13 protein-coding genes are annotated in these 20,572 nt (G+C 64.2%); 7 read left to right on the forward strand and 6 right to left on the reverse strand.

Annotated elements, in window-relative coordinates; translation table 11 throughout:
• Positions 1–9 precede the first annotated feature (9 nt).
• Complete coding sequence (locus IFU31_RS07455) at positions 10–2,082, forward strand: putative bifunctional diguanylate cyclase/phosphodiesterase (protein ID WP_192102624.1); 2,073 nt, start codon at positions 10–12, stop codon at positions 2,080–2,082.
• Between the two features lie 7 nt (positions 2,083–2,089).
• On the opposite strand, the gene IFU31_RS07460 is transcribed toward IFU31_RS07455, so the two are convergent.
• A complete protein-coding gene (locus IFU31_RS07460; protein WP_122475240.1) occupies positions 2,090–3,304 on the reverse strand; it encodes an MFS transporter in 1,215 nt (404 codons plus the stop codon).
• Positions 3,305–3,532: 228 nt separating this feature from the next.
• Here IFU31_RS07460 and IFU31_RS07465 point away from each other — a divergent pair, with 228 nt between their 5' ends.
• Both IFU31_RS07465 and IFU31_RS07470 read left to right on the forward strand, forming a co-directional pair.
• On the forward strand, positions 3,533–4,402 hold the full coding sequence (locus IFU31_RS07465; protein WP_122475242.1) for an isocitrate lyase/PEP mutase family protein: 870 nt from the start codon (positions 3,533–3,535) through the stop codon (positions 4,400–4,402).
• A 358-nt stretch (positions 4,403–4,760) separates the two neighbouring features.
• Positions 4,761–5,924 (forward strand): type III PLP-dependent enzyme, encoded by a 1,164-nt coding sequence (locus IFU31_RS07470; RefSeq protein ID WP_122715155.1) that lies wholly within the window; start codon positions 4,761–4,763, stop codon positions 5,922–5,924.
• Between the two features lie 42 nt (positions 5,925–5,966).
• On the opposite strand, the gene IFU31_RS07475 is transcribed toward IFU31_RS07470, so the two are convergent.
• Positions 5,967–6,725: a tetratricopeptide repeat protein gene (locus IFU31_RS07475; protein ID WP_192102625.1), complete on the reverse strand. Its 759-nt coding sequence runs from the start codon at positions 6,723–6,725 to the stop codon at positions 5,967–5,969.
• Positions 6,722–7,402 carry a Fe2+-dependent dioxygenase gene (locus IFU31_RS07480; protein WP_122475247.1) on the reverse strand — a complete coding sequence of 227 codons (681 nt, stop codon included), beginning with the start codon at positions 7,400–7,402 and terminating at the stop codon, positions 6,722–6,724. Before IFU31_RS07480 ends, IFU31_RS07475 begins: the two co-directional genes overlap by 4 nt.
• Positions 7,403–7,607: 205 nt before the next feature.
• Between IFU31_RS07480 and IFU31_RS07485 the strand changes: the two genes are divergently transcribed.
• Together IFU31_RS07485 and IFU31_RS07490 are read left to right on the forward strand one after the other, a co-directional pair.
• Positions 7,608–9,917 carry a TonB-dependent receptor gene (locus IFU31_RS07485; protein ID WP_192102626.1) on the forward strand — a complete coding sequence of 770 codons (2,310 nt, stop codon included), beginning with the start codon at positions 7,608–7,610 and terminating at the stop codon, positions 9,915–9,917.
• Positions 9,918–10,076: 159 nt separating this feature from the next.
• On the forward strand, positions 10,077–12,602 hold the full coding sequence (locus IFU31_RS07490) for a PepSY domain-containing protein (protein WP_192102627.1): 2,526 nt from the start codon (positions 10,077–10,079) through the stop codon (positions 12,600–12,602).
• 276 nt (positions 12,603–12,878) lie between these two features.
• On the opposite strand, the gene IFU31_RS07495 is transcribed toward IFU31_RS07490, so the two are convergent.
• The 3 genes from IFU31_RS07495 to ptsP are packed head-to-tail and all read right to left on the reverse strand — an operon-like array spanning position 12,879 to position 18,435.
• Positions 12,879–14,609 carry a PTS fructose-like transporter subunit IIB gene (locus IFU31_RS07495; RefSeq protein ID WP_122715150.1) on the reverse strand — a complete coding sequence of 577 codons (1,731 nt, stop codon included), beginning with the start codon at positions 14,607–14,609 and terminating at the stop codon, positions 12,879–12,881.
• Positions 14,610–14,620: 11 nt separating this feature from the next.
• A complete protein-coding gene (pfkB, locus tag IFU31_RS07500) occupies positions 14,621–15,562 on the reverse strand; it encodes a 1-phosphofructokinase (RefSeq protein ID WP_192102628.1) in 942 nt (313 codons plus the stop codon).
• Positions 15,562–18,435 carry a phosphoenolpyruvate--protein phosphotransferase gene (gene ptsP / locus IFU31_RS07505; RefSeq protein WP_192102629.1) on the reverse strand — a complete coding sequence of 958 codons (2,874 nt, stop codon included), beginning with the start codon at positions 18,433–18,435 and terminating at the stop codon, positions 15,562–15,564. Before ptsP ends, pfkB begins: the two co-directional genes overlap by 1 nt.
• 334 nt (positions 18,436–18,769) lie before the next feature.
• Here ptsP and cra point away from each other — a divergent pair, with 334 nt between their 5' ends.
• Together cra and IFU31_RS07515 are read left to right on the forward strand one after the other, a co-directional pair.
• A complete protein-coding gene (gene cra / locus IFU31_RS07510; protein WP_192102630.1) occupies positions 18,770–19,765 on the forward strand; it encodes a catabolite repressor/activator in 996 nt (331 codons plus the stop codon).
• A gap of 2 nt (positions 19,766–19,767) precedes the next feature.
• On the forward strand, positions 19,768–20,556 hold the full coding sequence (locus tag IFU31_RS07515; protein WP_192102737.1) for a TatD family hydrolase: 789 nt from the start codon (positions 19,768–19,770) through the stop codon (positions 20,554–20,556).
• Positions 20,557–20,572: the final 16 nt, after the last annotated feature.

Genomic DNA, 20,572 nt, shown 5'->3' on the forward strand with positions numbered 1-20,572 from the left:
CGCCACCCCATGAACGAAAATTCCGATGTGATGTACAGGCTGCTCGTACAGGGCGTGGTGGATTATGCGATCTACATGCTCTCGCCGCAGGGGATCGTTTCGAATTGGAATGCCGGGGCGCAGCGGGCCAAGGGGTATCGTGCGGAGGAGATCGTCGGGCAGCATTTTTCGTGCTTCTACACCCCCGCGGACCGCGCCTGTGGCTTGCCGGCGCAGAGCCTGGCGACGGCGTTGGAGGCGGGGCGTTTCGAATGCGAAGGCCAGCGGGTGCGCAAGGACGGCACGCTGTTCTGGACCCATGTAGTGATCGAGCCCATCCATGACGACAGGGGCCAGTTGCTCGGCTTCGCCAAGGTCACGCGCGACATCAGCGAGAAGCGTGCGCGGGACTTGAGCCTGCTGGAAGCCAAGCGCCTGGCGGAAAGTCACAGCGCCGAAATGGCCTCGTTGTCGATGTTTCTCGATTCGGTCATCGCCAATATTCCGTCCAGCGTCATCGTGCAGGACGCCGTATCGCGGCAGATCCTGCTGGTGAATCTGCAGGCTGAGCGGCTGTTCGGCAATGCCCGTGAGCAGATGATCGGTCGGCAGTTGGAAGAGTGCCTGGCGCCGGCGTTGAGCGGTTATCTGCGCCGGTTGACCGACCAGTGCGTACGTACCGAGGGCTTGCACCATGCCCAGAGCCAGCAGCACACCCTGCTGGGCCTGCGGACCTTGCGCAGCAAGACGGTGACCATACGCGGCAAGGAACTGGGCAGCAGTTACGTGCTGCTGATCGTGGAAGACATCACCGACGAAAACGCTGCCCAGGCGCGCATTCGCCACATGGCTCACCACGACAGCCTGACCGGGCTGCCCAATCGGGCGCTGTTCCGCCAACGTCTCGAAGAGGCCTTGCGTGAAGACGCCAGCCGCGACCGCGTGACGGCGACCCTGTGCCTGGACCTGGACAACTTCAAGAACGTCAACGATGCCCTGGGCCATGAGTTCGGCGACCGTCTGCTGCGCGCCATCGCCACGCGGCTGCGCGACGTGCTGCGGGTCAAGGACACATTGGCGCGCCTGGGCGGCGACGAGTTCGCGGTGATCCTGCCCGAACTCAAGAACGGCGAAGACGCGCAGCTCACCGCGCAACGCCTGATCGACACCATCGAGCCGGCTTTCCTGATCGAGGGGCACAGCCTCTGCGTGGGCTTGAGCGTGGGCATTGCGCTGGCGCCCAGGGATCAGAACACGCCCGAAGAATTGCTGCGCTGCGCCGACATGGCCCTGTACGAGGCCAAGCGCAACGGCCGCCATCGCTACGAATACTTTCATCCGCGCATGGATGCCTTGGCGCAGAAGCGCCGCACCGTGGAAAGCGATCTGCGTCGGGCCATCGTCGACAAACAGCTGCATCTGTATTACCAACCCATCATCGACAAGCGCGACACGCGGATCATTGGCTATGAGGCACTGATGCGTTGGCAGCATCCGCAACATGGCATGATCATGCCGCTGGATTTCATCGCCATCGCCGAAGAAACCGGGCTGATCCACGAGCTGGGTGCGCTGGCTTTGCGCGAAGCCTGCCACGAAGCTCAACGCTGGCCCGGCGAGCTGACCGTGGCGGTCAACCTGTCGCCGGTGCAGTTTCGCAACAATGGCCTGGTGGAGCTGGTGCAGGCAGCGTTGAGCGAGTCGGGCCTGGACGCCGCACGGCTGGAGCTGGAGATCACCGAATCGGTGCTGCTGGACAACAACCAGGCCAACATCAGTATCCTGCAGCGCCTGAAAGCCCTGGGTGTGCGCATCGCCCTGGACGATTTCGGCACCGGTTATTCGTCCCTCAGCTACCTGCGCGCATTTGCCTTCGACAAGATCAAGATCGACAAGTCGTTCGTGCACGACATGGGCGACAGCAACGAAGCCATCGCCATCATCCGCGCGATCACCGGCATGGGCCGCAGCCTGCAGATGCAGGTCACGGCCGAGGGCGTGGAAAGCGACGAGCAGTTCATGCGCCTCAAGGCCGAAGGCTGCTCGCATTTCCAGGGCTACCTGTTCGGTCGCCCGCAGCCAGCCGAGCACCGCGCCCGCTAGCGCTGCCTCACACCGCCTTCTTGGTGCTCGGCAGCAGGATCGTCAGGATGCCGAACAAGGGCAGGAACGAGCACAGCCAGTACACGTACTCGATGCCGTGAATGTCCGCCAGATGGCCGAGCAGCGCTGCGCCAATGCCACCGAAACCGAACATCAGGCCGAAAAACACCCCGGCGATCATGCCCACGTTGCCTGGCACCAGTTCCTGCGCATACACCACGATGGCGGAGAATGCCGACGCCAAAATGAAGCCGATGACCACGCTCAGCACACTCGTCCAGAACAGGTCGACGTAGGGCAGCATCAGGGTGAACGGCGCCGAGCCCAGAATGGAGAACCAGATCACCGCCTTGCGGCCGATCTTGTCGCCGATGGGTCCGCCGAAGAAGGTCCCGGCCGCCACCGCCCCAAGGAACAGGAACAGGTGCAACTGCGAACTGGCCACCGACAGGTCGAACTTCTCGATCAGGTAGAAGGTGAAGTAGCTGGTGAAGCTGGCCATGTAGAAATACTTGGAGAACACCAATAATGCCAGCACCACCAGCGCGGCCTTGACTCGCCCCTTGGACAGACCGTGGCTGGCGCTCTGGCCGGCGCGCGCCTTGAACTGGTTGAGATGGCCACGGTACCAGCGGCTGATGCCGTACAGCAGCGCCACGGCGAACACCGCAATCAGGCCGAACCAGGCCACATGCCCCTGCCCGAACGGAATGACGATGGCCGCCGCCAGCAGTGGACCGAACGCCGACCCGGTATTGCCGCCCACCTGGAATGTGGATTGCGCCAGGCCGAAGCGTCCACCGGAGGCCAGTCGCGCCACCCGCGAAGTTTCCGGGTGAAAGGTCGAGGAGCCGATGCCGATCAGCGCCGACGCCAGCAGGATCATCGGGAAGCTGCCGACCATGGACAGCAGCATGATGCCAATCAATGTGCAGACCATGCCGGCGGGCAACAGCAGCGGCTTGGGATGGCGATCGGTGTAGAAGCCGATCCAGGGTTGCAGCAATGATGCGGTGACCTGGAAGGTCAGGGTGATCAGGCCCACCTGGGTGAAGGTCAGCCCGTAGCTGGCCTTGAGCATGGGATAGATCGACGGCAGCACCGCCTGGATCAGGTCGTTGACCAGGTGCGCGAGGGCGCAGGCACCCAGGATGCGCATCACCAGCGGGCTGGTCTGTGCAGCGCCTGGCGCAGGGTTGGCGATTGTTGTGGGAGTGGCCATGGGGATTCCGTTGGCAGGCAGGCATGGCCGGACACTCTGCCATTTTGCGTGCGCCGTCGCCAGTTGCCGAAGCAGGCGAATCAGGCACGGCGCAATGGCGCCAACGAATACAACTTCACCCGTGCGGTGATAAACTGGCGCCAGTCACTAAAAACCCATGAAGAATCGATAAAGTTCCAGAAACCCTCCGCATGAGGCATTGGGGTTTCGCCAGAATCAGGAGCGATCATGCCCAAAGTTTCCCACACGGCCCTGCGTCGCCAGTTCCGTGAGCTGCTTGCTTCAAAACAGTGTTATCACACCGCTTCGGTGTTCGATCCGATGTCTGCCCGCATTGCCGCCGACCTGGGCTTCGAGGTCGGTATTCTCGGCGGTTCGGTGGCGTCGCTGCAGGTGCTGGCGGCCCCCGACTTCGCCCTGATCACCCTGTCCGAGTTCGCCGAGCAGGCCACACGCATCGGTCGTGTGGCGCAGTTGCCGGTGATTGCCGACGCCGACCACGGCTATGGCAACGCGCTGAACGTGATGCGTACCGTGGTCGAACTGGAACGCGCCGGCATCGGTGCCCTGACCATCGAGGATACCCTGCTGCCGGCGCAGTTCGGTCGCCGCTCCACCGACCTCATCTCGGTGGCCGAAGGGGTCGGCAAGATTCGCGCAGCGCTCGAAGCGCGGGTCGATCCCGAGCTGACCATCGTCGCCCGGACCCACGCCGGGGTGCTTTCGACCCAGGAAGTGATCAGCCGCACCCAGGCCTACCAGGCCGCTGGTGCCGATGGCATCTGCATGGTCGGCGTGAAGGACTTCGAGCACCTGGAACAGATTGCCGAAAACCTCAGTGTGCCGCTGATGCTGGTGACCTACGGCAACCCTGCGCTGCACGACGACGCACGCCTGGCGGCGCTGGGTGTGCGCGTGGTGGTGGACGGCCACGGCGCCTATTTTGCAGCGATCAAGGCGACCTACGACTCGCTGCGCGAACAGCGCCAGCAGTTCAGCAAGAGCACCGACCTGAGCGCCACCGAACTGACCCACACCTACACCCATCCGGAGAGCTACGTGAGCTGGGCCAAGGAATTCATGAACGTGAAGGAGTGACCGACGGGCCAGCCCCTCGGGAACATCATGCGGTCATGTGGGTCGGTTAAAAGGGAACCGCTGCAGCAGTGTGCAGCGGTTGCAGTGCCAGCAATCGAGCAACGTACGAAAACGCGACATTTTTAGTTGCTCTCAAGCCTTCCACGCCCTAAAGTTCGCGCCGACCGTCCATGCTGGAAACGATCCATCCGGCTCAAGTACTGACGACGAGACAACAGGCCACCGGAAAGCAGCTTTCCGTGGCCTTTTTGCTTTCGCCCGACATGCCTTGGGAAGTAGGCGAACCAAAGTGGGGATACGGAGGACGGTCATTTGAGCCCATTTATATTCACGACGTTTGCCACCAGGAGTCCCTAGCATGTCGATCAACGTCGAAGACTACTTCGCACCCGATACCTTCAACAAAATGAAGGCGTTCGCCGACAAGCAAGAAACCCCATTCGTAGTCATCGATACCGCCATGATCAGCAAGGCCTACGATGACCTGCGCGCCGGTTTCGAATTTGCCAAGGTGTATTACGCGGTCAAGGCCAACCCGGCCGTGGAAATCATCGACCTGCTGCGCGACAAAGGCTCGAGCTTCGACATTGCCTCGATCTACGAGCTGGACAAGGTCATGAACCAGGGCGTGGGGCCGGAGCGCATCAGCTACGGCAACACCATCAAGAAGTCCAAGGACATCCGCTACTTCTACGACAAGGGCGTGCGCCTGTACGCCACCGACTCCGAAGCCGACCTGCGCAACATCGCCAAGGCCGCGCCGGGTTCGAAGGTCTACGTACGGATCCTTACCGAAGGCTCGACCACGGCCGACTGGCCGCTGTCGCGCAAGTTCGGCTGCCAGACCGACATGGCCATGGACCTGTTGATCCTGGCTCGCGACCTGGGCCTGGTGCCGTACGGCATCTCCTTCCACGTCGGCTCGCAGCAGCGTGACATCAGCGTGTGGGACGCGGCGATCGCCAAGGTCAAGGTGATCTTCGAACGCCTCAAGGAAGAAGACGGCATCGTTCTCAAGCTGATCAACATGGGCGGTGGCTTCCCGGCCAACTACATCACCCGCACCAACAGCCTGGAAACCTATGCCGAGGAAATCATCCGTTTCCTCAAGGAAGACTTCGGTGACGAGCTGCCGGAAATCATCCTCGAGCCGGGCCGCTCGCTGATCGCCAACGCCGGCATTCTGGTCAGTGAAGTGGTGCTGGTGGCGCGCAAGTCGCGTACCGCAGTAGAGCGCTGGGTGTACACCGACGTGGGCAAGTTCAGCGGGCTGATCGAAACCATGGACGAGTCCATCAAGTTCCCGATCTGGACCGAGAAGAAAGGCGAGATGGAAGAGGTGGTGATCGCCGGGCCGACTTGCGACAGCGCCGACATCATGTACGAGCACTACAAATATGGCCTGCCGTTGAACCTGGCCATCGGCGACCGCCTGTACTGGCTGTCCACCGGTGCCTACACCACCAGCTACAGCGCGGTGGAATTCAACGGCTTCCCGCCTTTGAAATCGTTCTACGTCTGAATGCACCAGGGACTTGCGGGCAGCCTCGGGCTGCCCGTGACTCTACTGCTCCAGCGCCTGCAAGCGCTGCGCGTAGAGGCTGGCCATCGCCCTGATGGCCGGATGTCTGACCTGCTCCAGCACCTTCATGCTGCTGCGCAGGAAATTCGCGTTCCCCCCTTCGAGAGCCCGCTGCAGCCAGATCAGTGCGGTATCGACGTCGCCCTCCTCTGCCAGCATCGCGGCATGGCTGAATTGGCCGCGGAAGTCTCCCGCCTGGGCCGAACGCATGTACCAGACCTGTGGCCTGGGTAGATCGGCGCCCGCCACCAGCCCCTGTTCCAGGTAACGCCCTACCAGATTCATGGATTTGGCGTGGCCCATGGTGGCCGCCTGCAGATAGCAGGCGAACGCTCGCGGGTGGTCGAGTGCCACGCCGCGCCCGGTACCCAACAGATTGGCCAGGTTGTACAGGCCCCAATCGAGCCCGGCCCGTGCCGCGTGCAGGTAATGGCCGGCAGCACGTTCGGCACTGGCCTCGCAGCCCCATCCGTGTTCGTGGCAGCGACCGAGCATGTTGTGCGCCATGGCATGGCCCCGGCTGGCCGCGATGGCAAACCATTTCAGTGCAAGCGCCGCATCACGTTCGATACCGCGGCCATCGAGCAGGATCTGCCCGAGCAATGCCTGTGCATCGACCACGCCCTGCCCCGCAGCGATCACCAGCGCCTGGGCGGCCTTGCGCGGTTCGGCGACGAGCATCGCCTTCAACTGCTCGTTGTCCAGCACCTCCCGACGGCGCAGGCTGAAGTCGCCGCTCATACATCCACCCAGCGCCGCAGCAGGTTGTGGTAGGTGCCGGTGAGTTGAATCAGCGAGGGGTGCTCGGGGACGTCGCGGCTCAACTGCTGGATCGCCCCGTCCATCTCGAACAGCAGCGCCCGCTGACTGTCTTCGCGAACCAGGCTCTGCGTCCAGAAGAACGATGCGAAACGCGCGCCGCGGCTGACCGCACGCACCTTGTGCAGGCTGGTGGCCGGGTACAGCAGCAAGTCGCCGGCCGGCAGCTTGACTTCGCGAGTGCCGAAGGTGTCCTGGATCACCAGTTCGCCGCCGTCGTAGTCCTGTGGATCGCTGAAAAACAGCGTCGAGGACAGGTCGGTGCGTACCCGTTCGATGCTGCCCTTGGCCTGGCGTACGGCATTGTCGATGTGAAAATCGAAACTTCCGCCTGCGGTGTAGCAGTTGATCAGCGGTGGAAACACCTTGTTCGGCAATGCCGCCGACATGAACAAAGGGTTGGCCCACAGGCGTTCGAGCAGCGCCGCGCCGATCTCCATCGCCAGCGGGTGGCCTTCGGGCAGTTGCAGGTTGTGCTTGGCCTTGGCCGACTGATGGCCTGCCGTCATCCGCCCATCCGCCCAATCGGCCTGCTCCAGGGCCTGGCGAATGCGCAGCACTTCGTCGCGCGCGAACAATCCGGGAATGTGTAGGAGCATGGAAAGTCACCGCAAGCCAAGGGGCAGCAATGGTATTGATTCCCATTGCCGGAACACAAGCGCGCATGTCCTGAAATGCAGACAAAACCGTCGAGCAAATTGTAAAGAATGTAAACGGCTCTCGAATAGCAATATTTCGCAATTGCTACAAATATGCAGTTACATTATGCTCCGCCGCCTCATAACCTTGGGGAAGGTTTCCACCATGACGCGCCAACACCACTTCATTCCGGTCTCATCGCCACGGCTGCTGGCCTCTGCCATCGGCATGGCCCTGGGCGCTACCTGCGCCGCGCCAACGGCACAGGCCGCGCCGGCCAGCGAGGCCAAGGGCGCCTCAGTATCGCTCGGTGCCACCAGCATCACCGGCGACGCGCAGGAGCCGACGTCCTACCAGGTCGAGCGCGCCTCGTCCGCCAAGTACACCGCGCCGCTGGTCGATACCCCGCGCTCGGTGACGGTGGTGCCGCAACAGGTGATCAAGGACACCGGTGCACTCAACCTGCAGGACGCGTTACGCACGGTACCGGGCATCACCTTCGGTGCCGGCGAAGGCGGTAACCCGCAGGGCGACCGACCCTTCATCCGCGGTTTCGACGCACAGGGCGACACTTACCTGGACGGCGTACGCGATGCCGGCGCGCAAAGCCGGGAAATCTTCGCCGTGGAATCCATCGAGGTCAGCAAAGGCCCCAACTCGGCCATCGGCGGCCGTGGCGCTGCGGGCGGCACCATCAACCTGGTGAGCAAGAAAGCGCACCTGGGCGACTCACTGGATGGCGGTTTCACCTGGGGCTCGGACCAGACCCAGCGCTATACCCTGGATGGCAACTACCAGTTCAGCGACAGCGCCGCCGGGCGACTCAACCTGATGAGCCACCAAAGCAACGTGGCCGGGCGCGACCAGGTCGACTACGACCGTTGGGGCATTGCGCCGTCGCTGGCCTTCGGCCTGGGCACCGAGACTCGGGTCTTCCTCGACTATTACCACCTGGAGAGCGACGATCTGCCCGACTCGGGCATTCCCTACAGCATTCCGGCGGCGGGCAACGCGGGCCGCACCTCGGCCAATCCGGACAAGCCTGAGGACGGTGGCAGCCGCAGCAACTTCTATGGCCTGAGCGACCGTGACTTCCGCAAGACCCGCAGCGACATCGCCACCTTCGCCATCGAGCACGACCTCACCGACGCCTTGACCGTGAAGAACACCCTGCGCCATGGCAACACCATGCAGGACTACATCCTCACCCAGCCCGACGACAGCCAGCGCAATGTCAACAACGGCAGTGTCTGGCGCCGCGCCAACAGTCGCGTCGGCAACACCGCGACCACCACCAACCAGACCGATCTGTTCGGTGACTTCTACGTCGGCGGGTTGAAGAACAGCTTCTCCACCGGCATCGAATTCAGCCGCGAAGACAGTGACCGCAGTTCCTACACCGTCAACACCGACACCACGCCGCGCACCGCCGGCGCCAGCACCAACTGCACACCGGGCAGCATCGTTTCCAGCGGCTACAACTGCACGTCGCTGGCCAACCCCAATCCGGACGACCCGTGGAGCGGCGCCATTGCCCGCAACTACGCCGGCACCGACACGTCCAGCAAGACGCGGGCGATCTACGTGTTCGACACGCTGGAGCTGAGCCCGCAGTGGCAGGTGAACGCCGGCCTGCGCTACGACCACTTCGAAACCGACTACCGCACCTTCACCGCCGCCGGTGCCACCACGGCCAAGGGCAAGGACACCAGCGAGTTCGTCACCGGCCAACTGGGGCTGGTGTGGAAGCCTGCCGAGAACGGCAGCGTGTATGTTTCCTACGCCACCTCGGCCACCCCACCCGGTTCGCTGGTGGGCGAAGGCATGGAAGGCAACCCGCTGGGCGGAGCACCGGATCGCGCAGGCAACCTGCTGAGCAGTGACCTGGAGCCCGAAGAAACCACCAACTACGAAGTCGGCACCAAGTGGGACCTGCTCGACCAGCGTCTGTCGCTGACCGCCGCACTGTTCCGCACCGAGAAAGAAAACACCCGCGTGCAGACCAGCACCTTTGCCTACGAGAACGCCGGCAAGACCCGAGTCGATGGCCTGGAGCTGTCGGCGTCCGGCAAGCTTACCGAGCAATGGCAGGTGTTCGCCGGCTACAGCTACCTGCAGGCGCGCGTGGTCGACAACGGCCCGCTGGGCGCGGCCAACGACGGCAACCAGATGCCCAACACGCCGAACAACAGCGCCAGTCTGTGGACCACCTATAACCTGACGCCCAAGCTGACCATCGGCGGCGGCGCCTTCTATGTCGACGACGTGTTCGGCAATGTCGCCAACACCACCATGGTCGACAGCTACGTGCGCCTGGATGCCATGGCCAGCTACAAGATCAGCAAGCATTTCGACGTGCAGCTGAACGTGCAGAACCTGGCCGACAAGACCTACTACGACAAGGCTTTCAGCACCCACTTCGCCAACCAGGCGGCGGGACGCACGGCGCTGTTGAGCACCAACTTCCACTTCTAGCCACTGCGCGTCGGTTGCTGCGCCCCGCTCGTTTCGACGACGCGGGGCGTTTCACGTCGCAACGGCAATGATCAGAATCGGTGCGCCTGAGACTGATTCTCAGCCAGTGCTGCATAATGCCGTCTGCCCTCCTTTCGATCGGCCCGCTCAAGGTGATTCGTGTTCAAGAACGTCCTCTTCCAGTTGCACTGGTTTTTCGGCATCACCGGCGGCCTGGTGCTGGCCCTGATGGGCATCACCGGGGCCAGCTACTCGTTCGAGGATGAAATCCTGCGCGCGCTCAATCCGCAGACCCTGAACGTGCAGATTCGCGATGGCGGCATCCTCCCTGCTGCGCAGCTGGTGGAAATCCTCGAGCAGCGGCAGGGCAGCAAGGTTGCCGCATTGCGTGTGGACCTGGTCGACGGCAGCGCCGCACGGGTGTCGTTCACCCCGCCGCCAGGGCAACGTCGAGGGCCTTCGGCCTATTTCGATCCGTACACTGGGGAGTTGCAGGGCGAGGTGGTCGGCGAAGGCTTCTTCGACTTGATGCTGGACCTGCATCGCTTCCTGGCCATGGGCGCGACGGGCCGGCAGATCACCGCAGCCTGCACCCTGATGCTGGTGTTCTTCTGTCTTTCCGGCCTGTATCTGCGCTGGCCGCGCAAGGCGCTGCAATGGCGCACCTGGCTGACCCTGGACTGGGCCAAGAAGGGTCGCGCCTTCAATTGGGACCTGCATGCGGTGTTCGGCACCTGGTGCCTGCTGTTCTATCTGCTGGCGGCCTTGACCGGCCTGACCTGGTCTTACCAGTGGTTCGGCAACGCGGTGAACAGAATGCTCTCCGACAACCCTGCCGCCCAACGCATCGAGCGGCGCACCGCGTCTTCTGCCGATGTGGCGCCCACGGTGGATTACGACGCGCTGTGGGCCAGCATCCAGGGCGCGGTCGGTCCACGACTGAGCGTGGTCAATATGCGTGTTCCGGGCAATGTCGGCCTGCCGGCAACGGTGTTCTACCTGCGTACGGATTCGCCCCATGATCGGGCCTTCGGCCTGCTCAGCCTCGACCCGGCCACCGGTCAGGTCAAGGACATCCAGCGCTATGAGGACAAGTCGCTGAAAGCGCAACTGCTGACCAGCATCTACGCCCTGCATGTGGGCAGTTATTTCGGCCTGGTCGGTCGTATCCTGATGATGCTGGCGAGCCTGACGATGCCGTTGTTCCTCATCACGGGCTGGCTGCTGTATCTGGATCGGCGTCGCAAGAAGCGCCAGGTACGCCTGGCCCGCGGCGCCTTGCACCAGCAGGACGAGACGTCGGCCGGTTGGTTGATCGGGTTCGCCAGCCAGAGCGGTTTCGCCGAGCAACTGGCGTGGCAAACCGCCGGGCAACTGCAGTCGGCCGGTCAGAACGTGCGTGTCCGCGCCTTGGGCGAGGTGGATGAAGCGCAGCTGCGGCAGGCCGACAAGGCGTTGTTCGTGGTCAGCACCTTCGGCGACGGCGAGGCACCCGACACCGCGCGCGGCTTCGAGCGCAAGGTGCTGGGCAGTGCCTGTGCCCTGCCCGGCTTGCGCTACGCAGTGCTGGCGCTGGGTGACCGGCAATACCAGCAGTTCTGCGGGTTCGCTCATCGTCTGGACCAATGGCTCGATGAGCGTGGCGCCCAGCCGCTGTTTGCCTCGATCGAGGTCGACAACGCCGACCCAGCGGCCTTGCAGCACTGGCAGCAGCAATTGAGCGGGCTGACCGGGGGCGTCGCCCAGGCCGTGTGGCAGGCACCGGCGTTCAGCCCGTGGACCTTGCTCGAACGCCAGCTGCTGAATCCGGGGAGTGAAGGCGCAGCGGTCTATCGCATTGCCTTGCACAATGATGGCGAGGCCCACTGGCAGGCTGGCGATCTGGTCGACGTGCTGCCACGCAACGGCTGCGCGGCCATCGACCAGTGGTTGTCCGGGCTGGGGCTGCAGGCGTCTGCGCTGGTTGAGGTCGATGGCTTGCAGGAGCCGCTGGGTCAGGCGCTGGCCAGTCGGCAACTGCCGGCCAGTCGCGGGCACCTGGTAGGTTTGCATGCACAGGCGCTGGTGGATGCGCTGATACCCATCGCTGCACGTGAGTATTCCATTGCTTCGCTGCCCAGCGACGGCCGGCTGGAACTGATCGTGCGCCAGGAGCGCCACGCCGACGGCAGCCTGGGGCTGGGGTCGGGATGGCTGACCGAACACGCCCAGGTGCACGGCGCGGTCAGCCTGCGCTTGCGGCGCAACGCCGGCTTTCATCTACCGCAGGAGCCGGTGCCGGTGATTCTGCTGGGCAACGGCACCGGTCTGGCTGGCTTGCGCAGCTTGCTCAAGGGCCGCATCGAACAAGGCCAGCGGCGCAATTGGTTACTGTTCGGCGAACGTAACCGAACCCATGATTTCCTGTGCGCGGATGAGTTGCTGGGGTGGCTGGCCAGTGGTGATCTGGCGCGGCTGGATCTGGCGTTCTCGCGTGATCAGGCGCACAAGGTGTACGTGCAGGATCGGTTGCGCGAGGCCGGTGAGGTGTTGCTGCAGTGGGTGGAGGATGGTGCAGTGATCTATGTCTGCGGCAGCCTGCAGGGCATGGCCAGCGGGGTGGATGAAGTGCTGGCCCAATTGCTGGGCCGGGAACGCCTGGACGACCTGATCGAAACCGGCCGCTACCGACGCGACGTCTACTGACCCACCGCGCATACCGCCGACGCGGCTCGCGCCGCTGCTACAGGGGTTGCGGTGTGTCAGCCTCACCGCGATGAAACCGCACACCGCATCCAGCCTGATCGCCCCCTCTGTAGCAGCGGCGCAAGCCGCGTCGGCGGTACATGCGGTGTATCAACCTCACCGCGATGAAACCGCACGCGCCCTCTGTAGCAGCGGCGCGAGCCGCGTCGGCGGTGCATGCGGTGTATCTGGCTCACCACGGTGAGGCCGGACGCGGCTTGCGCCGCTGCTACGGGATCAGGCCTTGACCGGCTCTACGGCAATTTCCTGGACTTCCGGCTTCTTGATCACTGCATACACCACCGCAGTCAGCAAGGCCCCGGCAACGATGGCCAGCAGATACAGCAAGGCATGGTTGATCGCGTTGGGAATCAACAACACGAACAGCCCACCGTGCGGCGCCATCAGCTTGCAGCCGAAGTACATCGACAATGCGCCGGTCAACGCGCCACCGACCAGGCTCGCCGGGATCACCCGCAGCGGATCCTTGGCAGCGAACGGTATGGCACCTTCGGAAATGAAGCACAGCCCCAGCACCAATGCCGCTTTGCCAGCCTCACGCTCGGTCTGGGCAAACTTGCGTCGAGCCAGGAAGGTGGCCAGGCCCAAGCCAATCGGCGGCACCATGCCGGCGGCCATGGTCGCGGCCATCGGCGCGTAGCTCTGCGAGGCCAGCAGCCCCACCGAAAACGCGTACGCCGCCTTGTTGATCGGTCCGCCCAGGTCGACGCACATCATCGCCCCCAGCAGCACGCCCAGCAGCAACGCATTGGTAGTACCCATGCTGTCGAGGAAGGTGGTCAGCCCAGCGAGCATGCCGGCCACCGGTTTGCCCACTACGTAGATCATCACCAGGCCGGTGAACAGGCTGGCCAGCAGTGGAATGATCAGGATCGGCTTGAGCGCTTCCAGGCTCGCCGGCAGGCGCGCATAGCGGTTGATCGCCTTGGCGGCGTAACCGGCAATGAAACCGGCCGCGATACCGCCAATGAAGCCCGCACCCAGGGTGCTCGCCAGCAAACCACCGATCATGCCAGGCGCAAGTCCCGGACGGTCAGCGATGGAGTAAGCGATGTAGCCCGCCAGCAACGGCACCATCAGCTTGAATGCCGCCTCGCCACCGATCTGCATCAATGCCGCTGGCAAGGTGCCCGGCTCCTTGAACGCCTCGATACCGAACACGAACGACAACGCGATCAGCAAACCGCCCGCCACCACCATCGGCAGCATGAACGACACACCGGTCAACAGGTGCTTGTAGACGCCGGTCTTTTCCTGCTTCTTGGGCGCACCGGCAGCGCTGCCGGTGGACTCCACTTCACCTTCGGCCAAGGCCTTGTTCAGCGTGGCCTGGGCCTGTTTCAAGGCGATACCGGTACCGCAGCGATAGATCTTCTTGCCGGCAAAACGCTCGGTAGCCACTTCGATGTCGGCGGCCAGCAGCACCACGTCGGCTTCGTCGATGGCCTGCACGCTCAACGGATTGCGCGCACCCACCGAACCCTGGGTTTCCACCTGCAGTTCATAACCCAACTGCTTGGCGCCTTGCTGCAAGGCCTCGGCCGCCATGAACGTGTGCGCCACCCCGGTCGGGCAAGCGGTGACCGCTACCAGCCGTGGCGCGCGCGACGCGGCCGCGGCGGCTGCCGGTGCCGCGGCATAGGGCTTGGCCTGATCGGCGGCCTGGCGCAGGAAGCCGTCGACGTCCTGCAGGGCGTGGGCCGGGCTGCTCTGGAACAGACGCTTGCCGACGAAGCGGCTCAGGTCCATGGCGCCGGTGTTGACCACCAGCACCCAATCCGCGTTCTCGATATCGGCTGCGCTCAGACGCAGTTCCGGGTGTTGCGGGTCGAACACTTCAACGAAGGTGGTCCAGCCCTGGCGACGGGCCGCAGCGTCGAGCAGACGTGCGCTCAAGACGCTGGACACCCGCCCGCTGGGGCACGCGGTGACAATAGCTAGTTTCATCTTCAACCCTCTTATTGTTCTGTCAGCGGACGTACGCTGACGCCGCTTTCAAGCCGCGCCAGGTGCGCGGCATCACTGATTCCGAAGCCGATCTGCGTCACCGCCATGGCGGCGATCGCCGTGGCCGTGCGCAGGCTGTGTTCCGGCGCCTGCTCGCTGAGCAGACCGTGCACCAGCCCGGCCAGCAGCGAGTCTCCGGCACCTACGGTGCTGGCGACCTCGACGGTGGGCGGCAAGGCCTGCAAGGCGAGGTCGGCCGCGAACCAATTGACGCCGCGTTCACCCTGCGAGATCACCACATTGGCGACGCCGTCGGCCAACAGGCGCTGCGCCGCAGCCGCTTGCTCGACCGGCGTTTCCACGGAATTGCCGAGCACCTCGGTCAGCTCGTGGGTGTTGGGCTTGATCAGCCATGGACGCGTCTTCAAGCCCGCACGCAAGGCAGCCCCGCTGGTATCGAGTGCCACCTTCAAGCCCATGTGCGCAAGCTGTTCGAGCAGCGCCTGAAACCATTCAGGGCTCACCCCACGCGGCAGGCTGCCGGCCACTACGACGGCGTCGTGGCCCGCTGCAATGTCGTGCAGGCGAGCCAGCAAAGCGGCCTGGGCTTGGTCGTCGACCACCGGCCCTGGACCATTGAGGTCGGTGACCCGGCCACTGCGTTCGGCCAGCTTGATGTTGCTGCGCGTCTCGCCCGGCACACGAATGAACGCATCGGTGAAACCGCGTTGAGCGAACAAGGCCTCGAACGGTTGCGGGTTGGCCTCGCCCAGAAAGCCGCTCACCGTCACTTGATGGCCGAGGTCGGCCAACACCTGGGCAACGTTGAGGCCCTTGCCGGCGGCGTGCCGGTGCAAGGCAGTGCTGCGATTGACTTCGCCCAGTTCCAGTCCGTCGATTTCCACGGTCAGGTCCAACGCCGGATTGAGCGTCAGGGTCAGGATGCGTGCCATCAAGATTTCTCCACCAGGGCACGTACCTGCGCAGCGGTGCCCAGCCCGAGCGCATGCCGGGCCAATTGTTGCGCGTGGCTGAGCGTCAGCTCGCGCACCCCCGCCTTGACCTCGGCGATGCTGCGCGCCGAGACACTCAATTCATCCACGCCCAGGCCGACCAGCAACGGCACTGCCAGTGGATCAGCCGCCAGTTCGCCGCACACGCCGACCCACTTGCCGTAGTCGTGTGCCGCGCGCACGGTGATGTCGATCAGTTGCAGCACCGCGGGATGCAGGCCATCGGCCTGGGCCGAGAGGGTCGGGTGACCACGGTCGATGGCCAGCGTGTACTGGGTCAGGTCGTTGGTGCCAATGCTGAAGAAGTCGACCTCGCGGGCCAACACCGGGGCCAGCAATGCCGCCGACGGCACCTCGATCATGATGCCCAGCTGCAGGTCCTTGACCGGAATCTCGCGACGCACGCGCTCGGTCATGTCCTTGGCCTGGCGCCACTCTTCGAGGCTGCCGACCATGGGGAACATGATCCGCAACGGGCGGTTGTCGGCGGCGCGCAGCAGTGCGCGCAGCTGGCCTTCCATCACGTCGGGACGCTGCAGGGTCAGGCGAATGCCGCGCACCCCCAGGAACGGGTTCTCTTCCTTGTCGATCGGCCAGTACGGCAGCGGTTTGTCGCCGCCCACATCGAGCGTGCGCACCACCAACGGCCGACCTTGCAGGCCATCGAGCACGCGGCGGTACTCGGCTTCCTGCACCGCCTCGTCCGGGGCTTGCGAATGGGCCATGAAAATCAGCTCGGTGCGCAGCAGGCCAACGCCTTCGGCGCCCTGCTCCACGGCCTTGGCGACACCGGCGCTTTCGCCGATGTTGGCGAACACTTCCACCGCGTGCCCGTCCAGGGTCACGGCGCTCTCCATGCGTCGCTCGGCTGCCGCCTGCAGGCGCTGCTCGCGACGGTCACGGTCGGCCAGCGCCTGTTCCAGCACCTCGGGCGCCGGGGCCACAGTCAGCAGGCCGCGCTGGCCGTCGATCAACAATGCGGTGCCGGCGGCAATCTGCAACACCGCCTCGCCTGCGCCCACCACGGCAGGAATGCCGAGGGCACGCGCAACGATGGCGCTGTGCGCAGTGGCGCCACCGCGGGCGGTCAGAATCCCGGCCACGCGCGCCGGGTCCAGACGGGCGACGTCGGATGGGCCGACCTCGTCCATCACCAGAATATAGGCCTGCTTGGGTTCTTCCAGGGTAGGCACGCCGCACAGCTGCGCCAGCACGCGACGGCCGATGTCGCGCAGATCGGCTGCGCGCTCGGCCAGCAGCGCATCCTGCAGCGATTCCTGCTGCACCGCGGCCGCTTCGATCACCGTGTTCCAGGCCGCGGCAGCGCTTTCGCCCTGCTGCAGGCGGGCAGCGACTTCATCGGTCAGGGCCGGGTCGTCGAGCATTTCCTGGTGAGTGACGAAAATCTCGCGGATGGCTTGTGCCTGGGCGCGCTGGATCAACCCGTCGATGTCCTGCCGGACCTGGCCAAGGGCGGCCTGCAAGCGTTCACGCTCCAGCGCCACGGACTCGCCACGCTGGGGAAATTCGAAATCGTGCAGCACCTGGATGTGCGCCGGGCCCATGGCGATCCCAGGGGCAGCGGCGACACCCTGGACCTGCACGCCCGCGCCTGGCGCCTGTGGCTTGAGCTTGACCGCCTTGGTCACAGCGGGCGGCGCAGGCGCAGCCTCGGTGACGCTCGGCAGCGGTTCCACTTCCTCGCCCAGGCCCTCCTCGATGGCCGCCAACAACGCCGGCAAGGCGTCGCCGGCAATGGTCGGCTCGGCGACCAGTTCCAGGGTCTGACCGCGCTGCGCACCCAGGCTGAGCAACTTGCTCAGGCTCTTGGCAGACACCGCGAGACCGCCGGACTCGACCACCCGCAAGCGAATCTCGCCTTCGAAGCTCTTGGCCAGCTGCGCCAGAATCTTCGCCGGCCGCGCGTGCAGGCCATGTGCGTTGGCCAGCACGATGCGTGCGCTGGGCCAATCGGCAGGTAGCTCACCGCCCAGCGCTTCGAGCACGGCGCGAGTGCTGGTAGCAGCGCCCAATTCGTTGCCGCGGCCTTCGATGAGCAATGCGCACAGGCGTTCGAGCAAGGCCTGGTGAGCTTCGCCCAGGCTGGCCAGGCAGAACAGCCCAGTCAGCGGCTGGCCCAGGTAGCGCAGGGGTTTGTCGGGGGTGACGAAGGCCAGGCCCGGACGCTTTACGGTCTGCTCGCTGTGCAGCCACCACAAGCCATCGCCCAGCGGCAGGGCTTCGACCTGCTGAAGCAGCGCGGCAAAACCATTGCTCACGCAGTCGGCCTGACGCAGCAGACGCGCACCACGCCAGACCAGTTCCTCGAAGTCTTCGGCCATCACGCTCAAGCCGATCATCTGCGCATCCAGCGCCAATTCCTGCGGCGCCCCTTGCAGCAGCTTCAGCAACGCGGGTGCATCGGTGGCCTGGCGCAGCGCTTCACCCAGGTCGGTTTCACCCAGCGCGCGGGTCAGCAGTTGCAGCAGGCGCAGGTGTTCGTCGGACTTGGCGGCGATGCCGATGGCCAGGTAGACCTTCTGGCCGTCACCCCAATCCACGCCTTCGGGAAATTGCAGCAGGCGCACGCCGGTGGTGAACACCAGGTCACGGGTATCGGGCGTGCCGTGGGGAATGGCGATGCCTTGGCCCAGAAAGGTCGAGCCTTGAGCTTCACGCGCTTGCAGGCCGGCCAGGTAACCTTCGGCCACCAGGCCATCGGCAACCAGTTTGTCGGCGAGCAATTGCAGGGCGGCGGGTTTATCCACGGCGCTCTGGCCCATGGATATCTGCTCTATAGTGAGCTCCAGCATTGCCTCTCTCCTTTACAGCGGCGGCAGCGCGCTGAGGTATTGTTGTGAAGTGTGAGCATAGAGCATCGAGGTGCGCGCTCTGTACTTCCGATAGGTCCGGCCTGCGTTGCCGAGGGTAAGGTTGAGACCTCGACAAGAGATGTTTTACGGCAGGAAACACGCGGGCTGAAACGTTTAATCTAGAATGCAGCGCACGTTACTCGATAATCTTCGATGATTGAAGTCCAACCTGTCGGTTACGTTGCCTGAACTTAGCCTGGCGCCACCCGACAAACGATGAATGAGCGCGCTTCAATGCCTCGGCATGGGCGCGACGACACTAAGGAATCAACGGTTGAAACTCAGCGATATTGCTCGCCTGGCTGGCGTCTCGGTCACCACTGCCAGTTACGTCATCAATGGCAAGGCCGCTCAACAGCGCATCAGCAAGGCGACGGTGGCGCGCGTCGAGGCCATCGTCCAGGAACAGGGCTTCACCCCCAACCCCCAGGCAGCCGGGCTGCGCAGTCGGCACACGCGTACCCTGGGCTTCATCCTGCCGGACCTGGAAAACCCCAGCTACGCGCGCATCGCCAAGCTGCTCGAACAAGGTGCCCGCGCCCATGGTTACCAGCTGCTGATCGCCAGCTCCGACGACGATGCGGCCAGCGAGCTGCAACTGCTGCAGCTGTTTCGTGCCCGACGTTGCGACGCGCTGTTCGTTGCCAGTTGCCTGCCGGCCAGCGACGACAGCTACCGTGAATTGCAGGCCAAGGGCACGCCCGTGATCGCCATCGACCGGATGATGGACCCGGCGCAGTTCTGCTCGGTGATCAGCGATGACCGCAACGCCAGCCTGCAATTGACCCAGAGCCTGCTGCTGCCCAAGCCTCGACACATCGCCTTGATCGGCGCACGGCCGGAACTGAGCATCAGCCAGGCGCGAACCGAGGGCTTCAATACTGCGCTGGCCGATTTCGATGGCACGGTGCTGGTCGAGCACAGCGAGTACTTCAGTCGCGAAGGTGGCCAGCATTCCATGCAAGCCTTGCTCGACAAGCTCGGCCACCTTCCCGACGCGCTGGTGACCACCTCCTACGTGCTGCTGCAGGGCGTGTTCGATGTGCTGCAGGAGCGGCCGCTGGATTCCCAGGCAATGCACCTGGGCACGTTCGGCGACACCCAGTTGCTGGACTTCCTGCCGCTGCCGGTCAACGCCATGGCCCAACAGCACAACATGATCGCCAGCAAGGCGCTGGAACTGGCACTGGCCGCTGTGGAACAAAAGCACTACGAGCCCGGCGTGAATGCCTTGGCCCGGACCTTCAAACAGAGAATTCACGAGGGCTGATGGTGCGCTTGATCGACACCCATACTCACCTGGATTTTCCCGACTTCGATGCCGATCGCGCGCGCGTGCTGGACACCGCCACAGCGCGTGGTGTGGAGCGGGTGGTGGTGCTGGGTGTGCATCAAGCCAACTGGCAGCGGGTATGGGACCTGGCGCTGGCGGATGAGCGGGTGTATGCGGCCTTGGGCCTGCACCCCGTGTTTCTCGAAGAGCACCGGCCCGAGCATGTGACTGCCTTGCACGAGTGGCTTGAGCGTTTGCACGGACACCCGAAGCTGTGTGCAATCGGCGAGTTCGGCCTGGATTACTACCTCAAGGACCTGGATCGCGATCGGCAGCAGGCGTTGTTCGAAGCGCAGTTGGACCTGGCCGTGGCGTTCGAGCTACCGGTGTTGCTGCACGTGCGGCACAGCCATGCGGCAGTGATCGCGACCTTGAAGCGCTTCAAACTGCCCCGCGCAGGGGTCATTCATGCATTCGCCGGCAGTTGGGAAGAGGCACGGGAGTATTTGAAGCTGGGCTTCAAGCTGGGCCTGGGTGGCGCGCCGACCTGGCCGCAGGCGCTGCGCATGCACAAGGTACTGCCGCGTTTGCCGCTGGAGGCCATCGTTCTGGAAACCGATTCGCCGGACATGGCGCCTGCGATGTATCCGGGTGTACGCAACAGCCCGGAGCATCTGCCGGACATCGCCGAGGCATTGGCGCGCATCATGGGCACCGATGCCACGACCCTGGCAGCGGCCAGCACCCGGAACGCCAATGCAGTGTTTGGTTGGGCGGATGCGCAGTGACCCCGGACGCGGCTCG

The sequence above is a fragment of the Pseudomonas sp. CFBP 13602 genome, assembly GCF_014842725.1.
GTDB classification, from domain to species: Bacteria; Pseudomonadota; Gammaproteobacteria; order Pseudomonadales; family Pseudomonadaceae; genus Aquipseudomonas; species Aquipseudomonas baltica.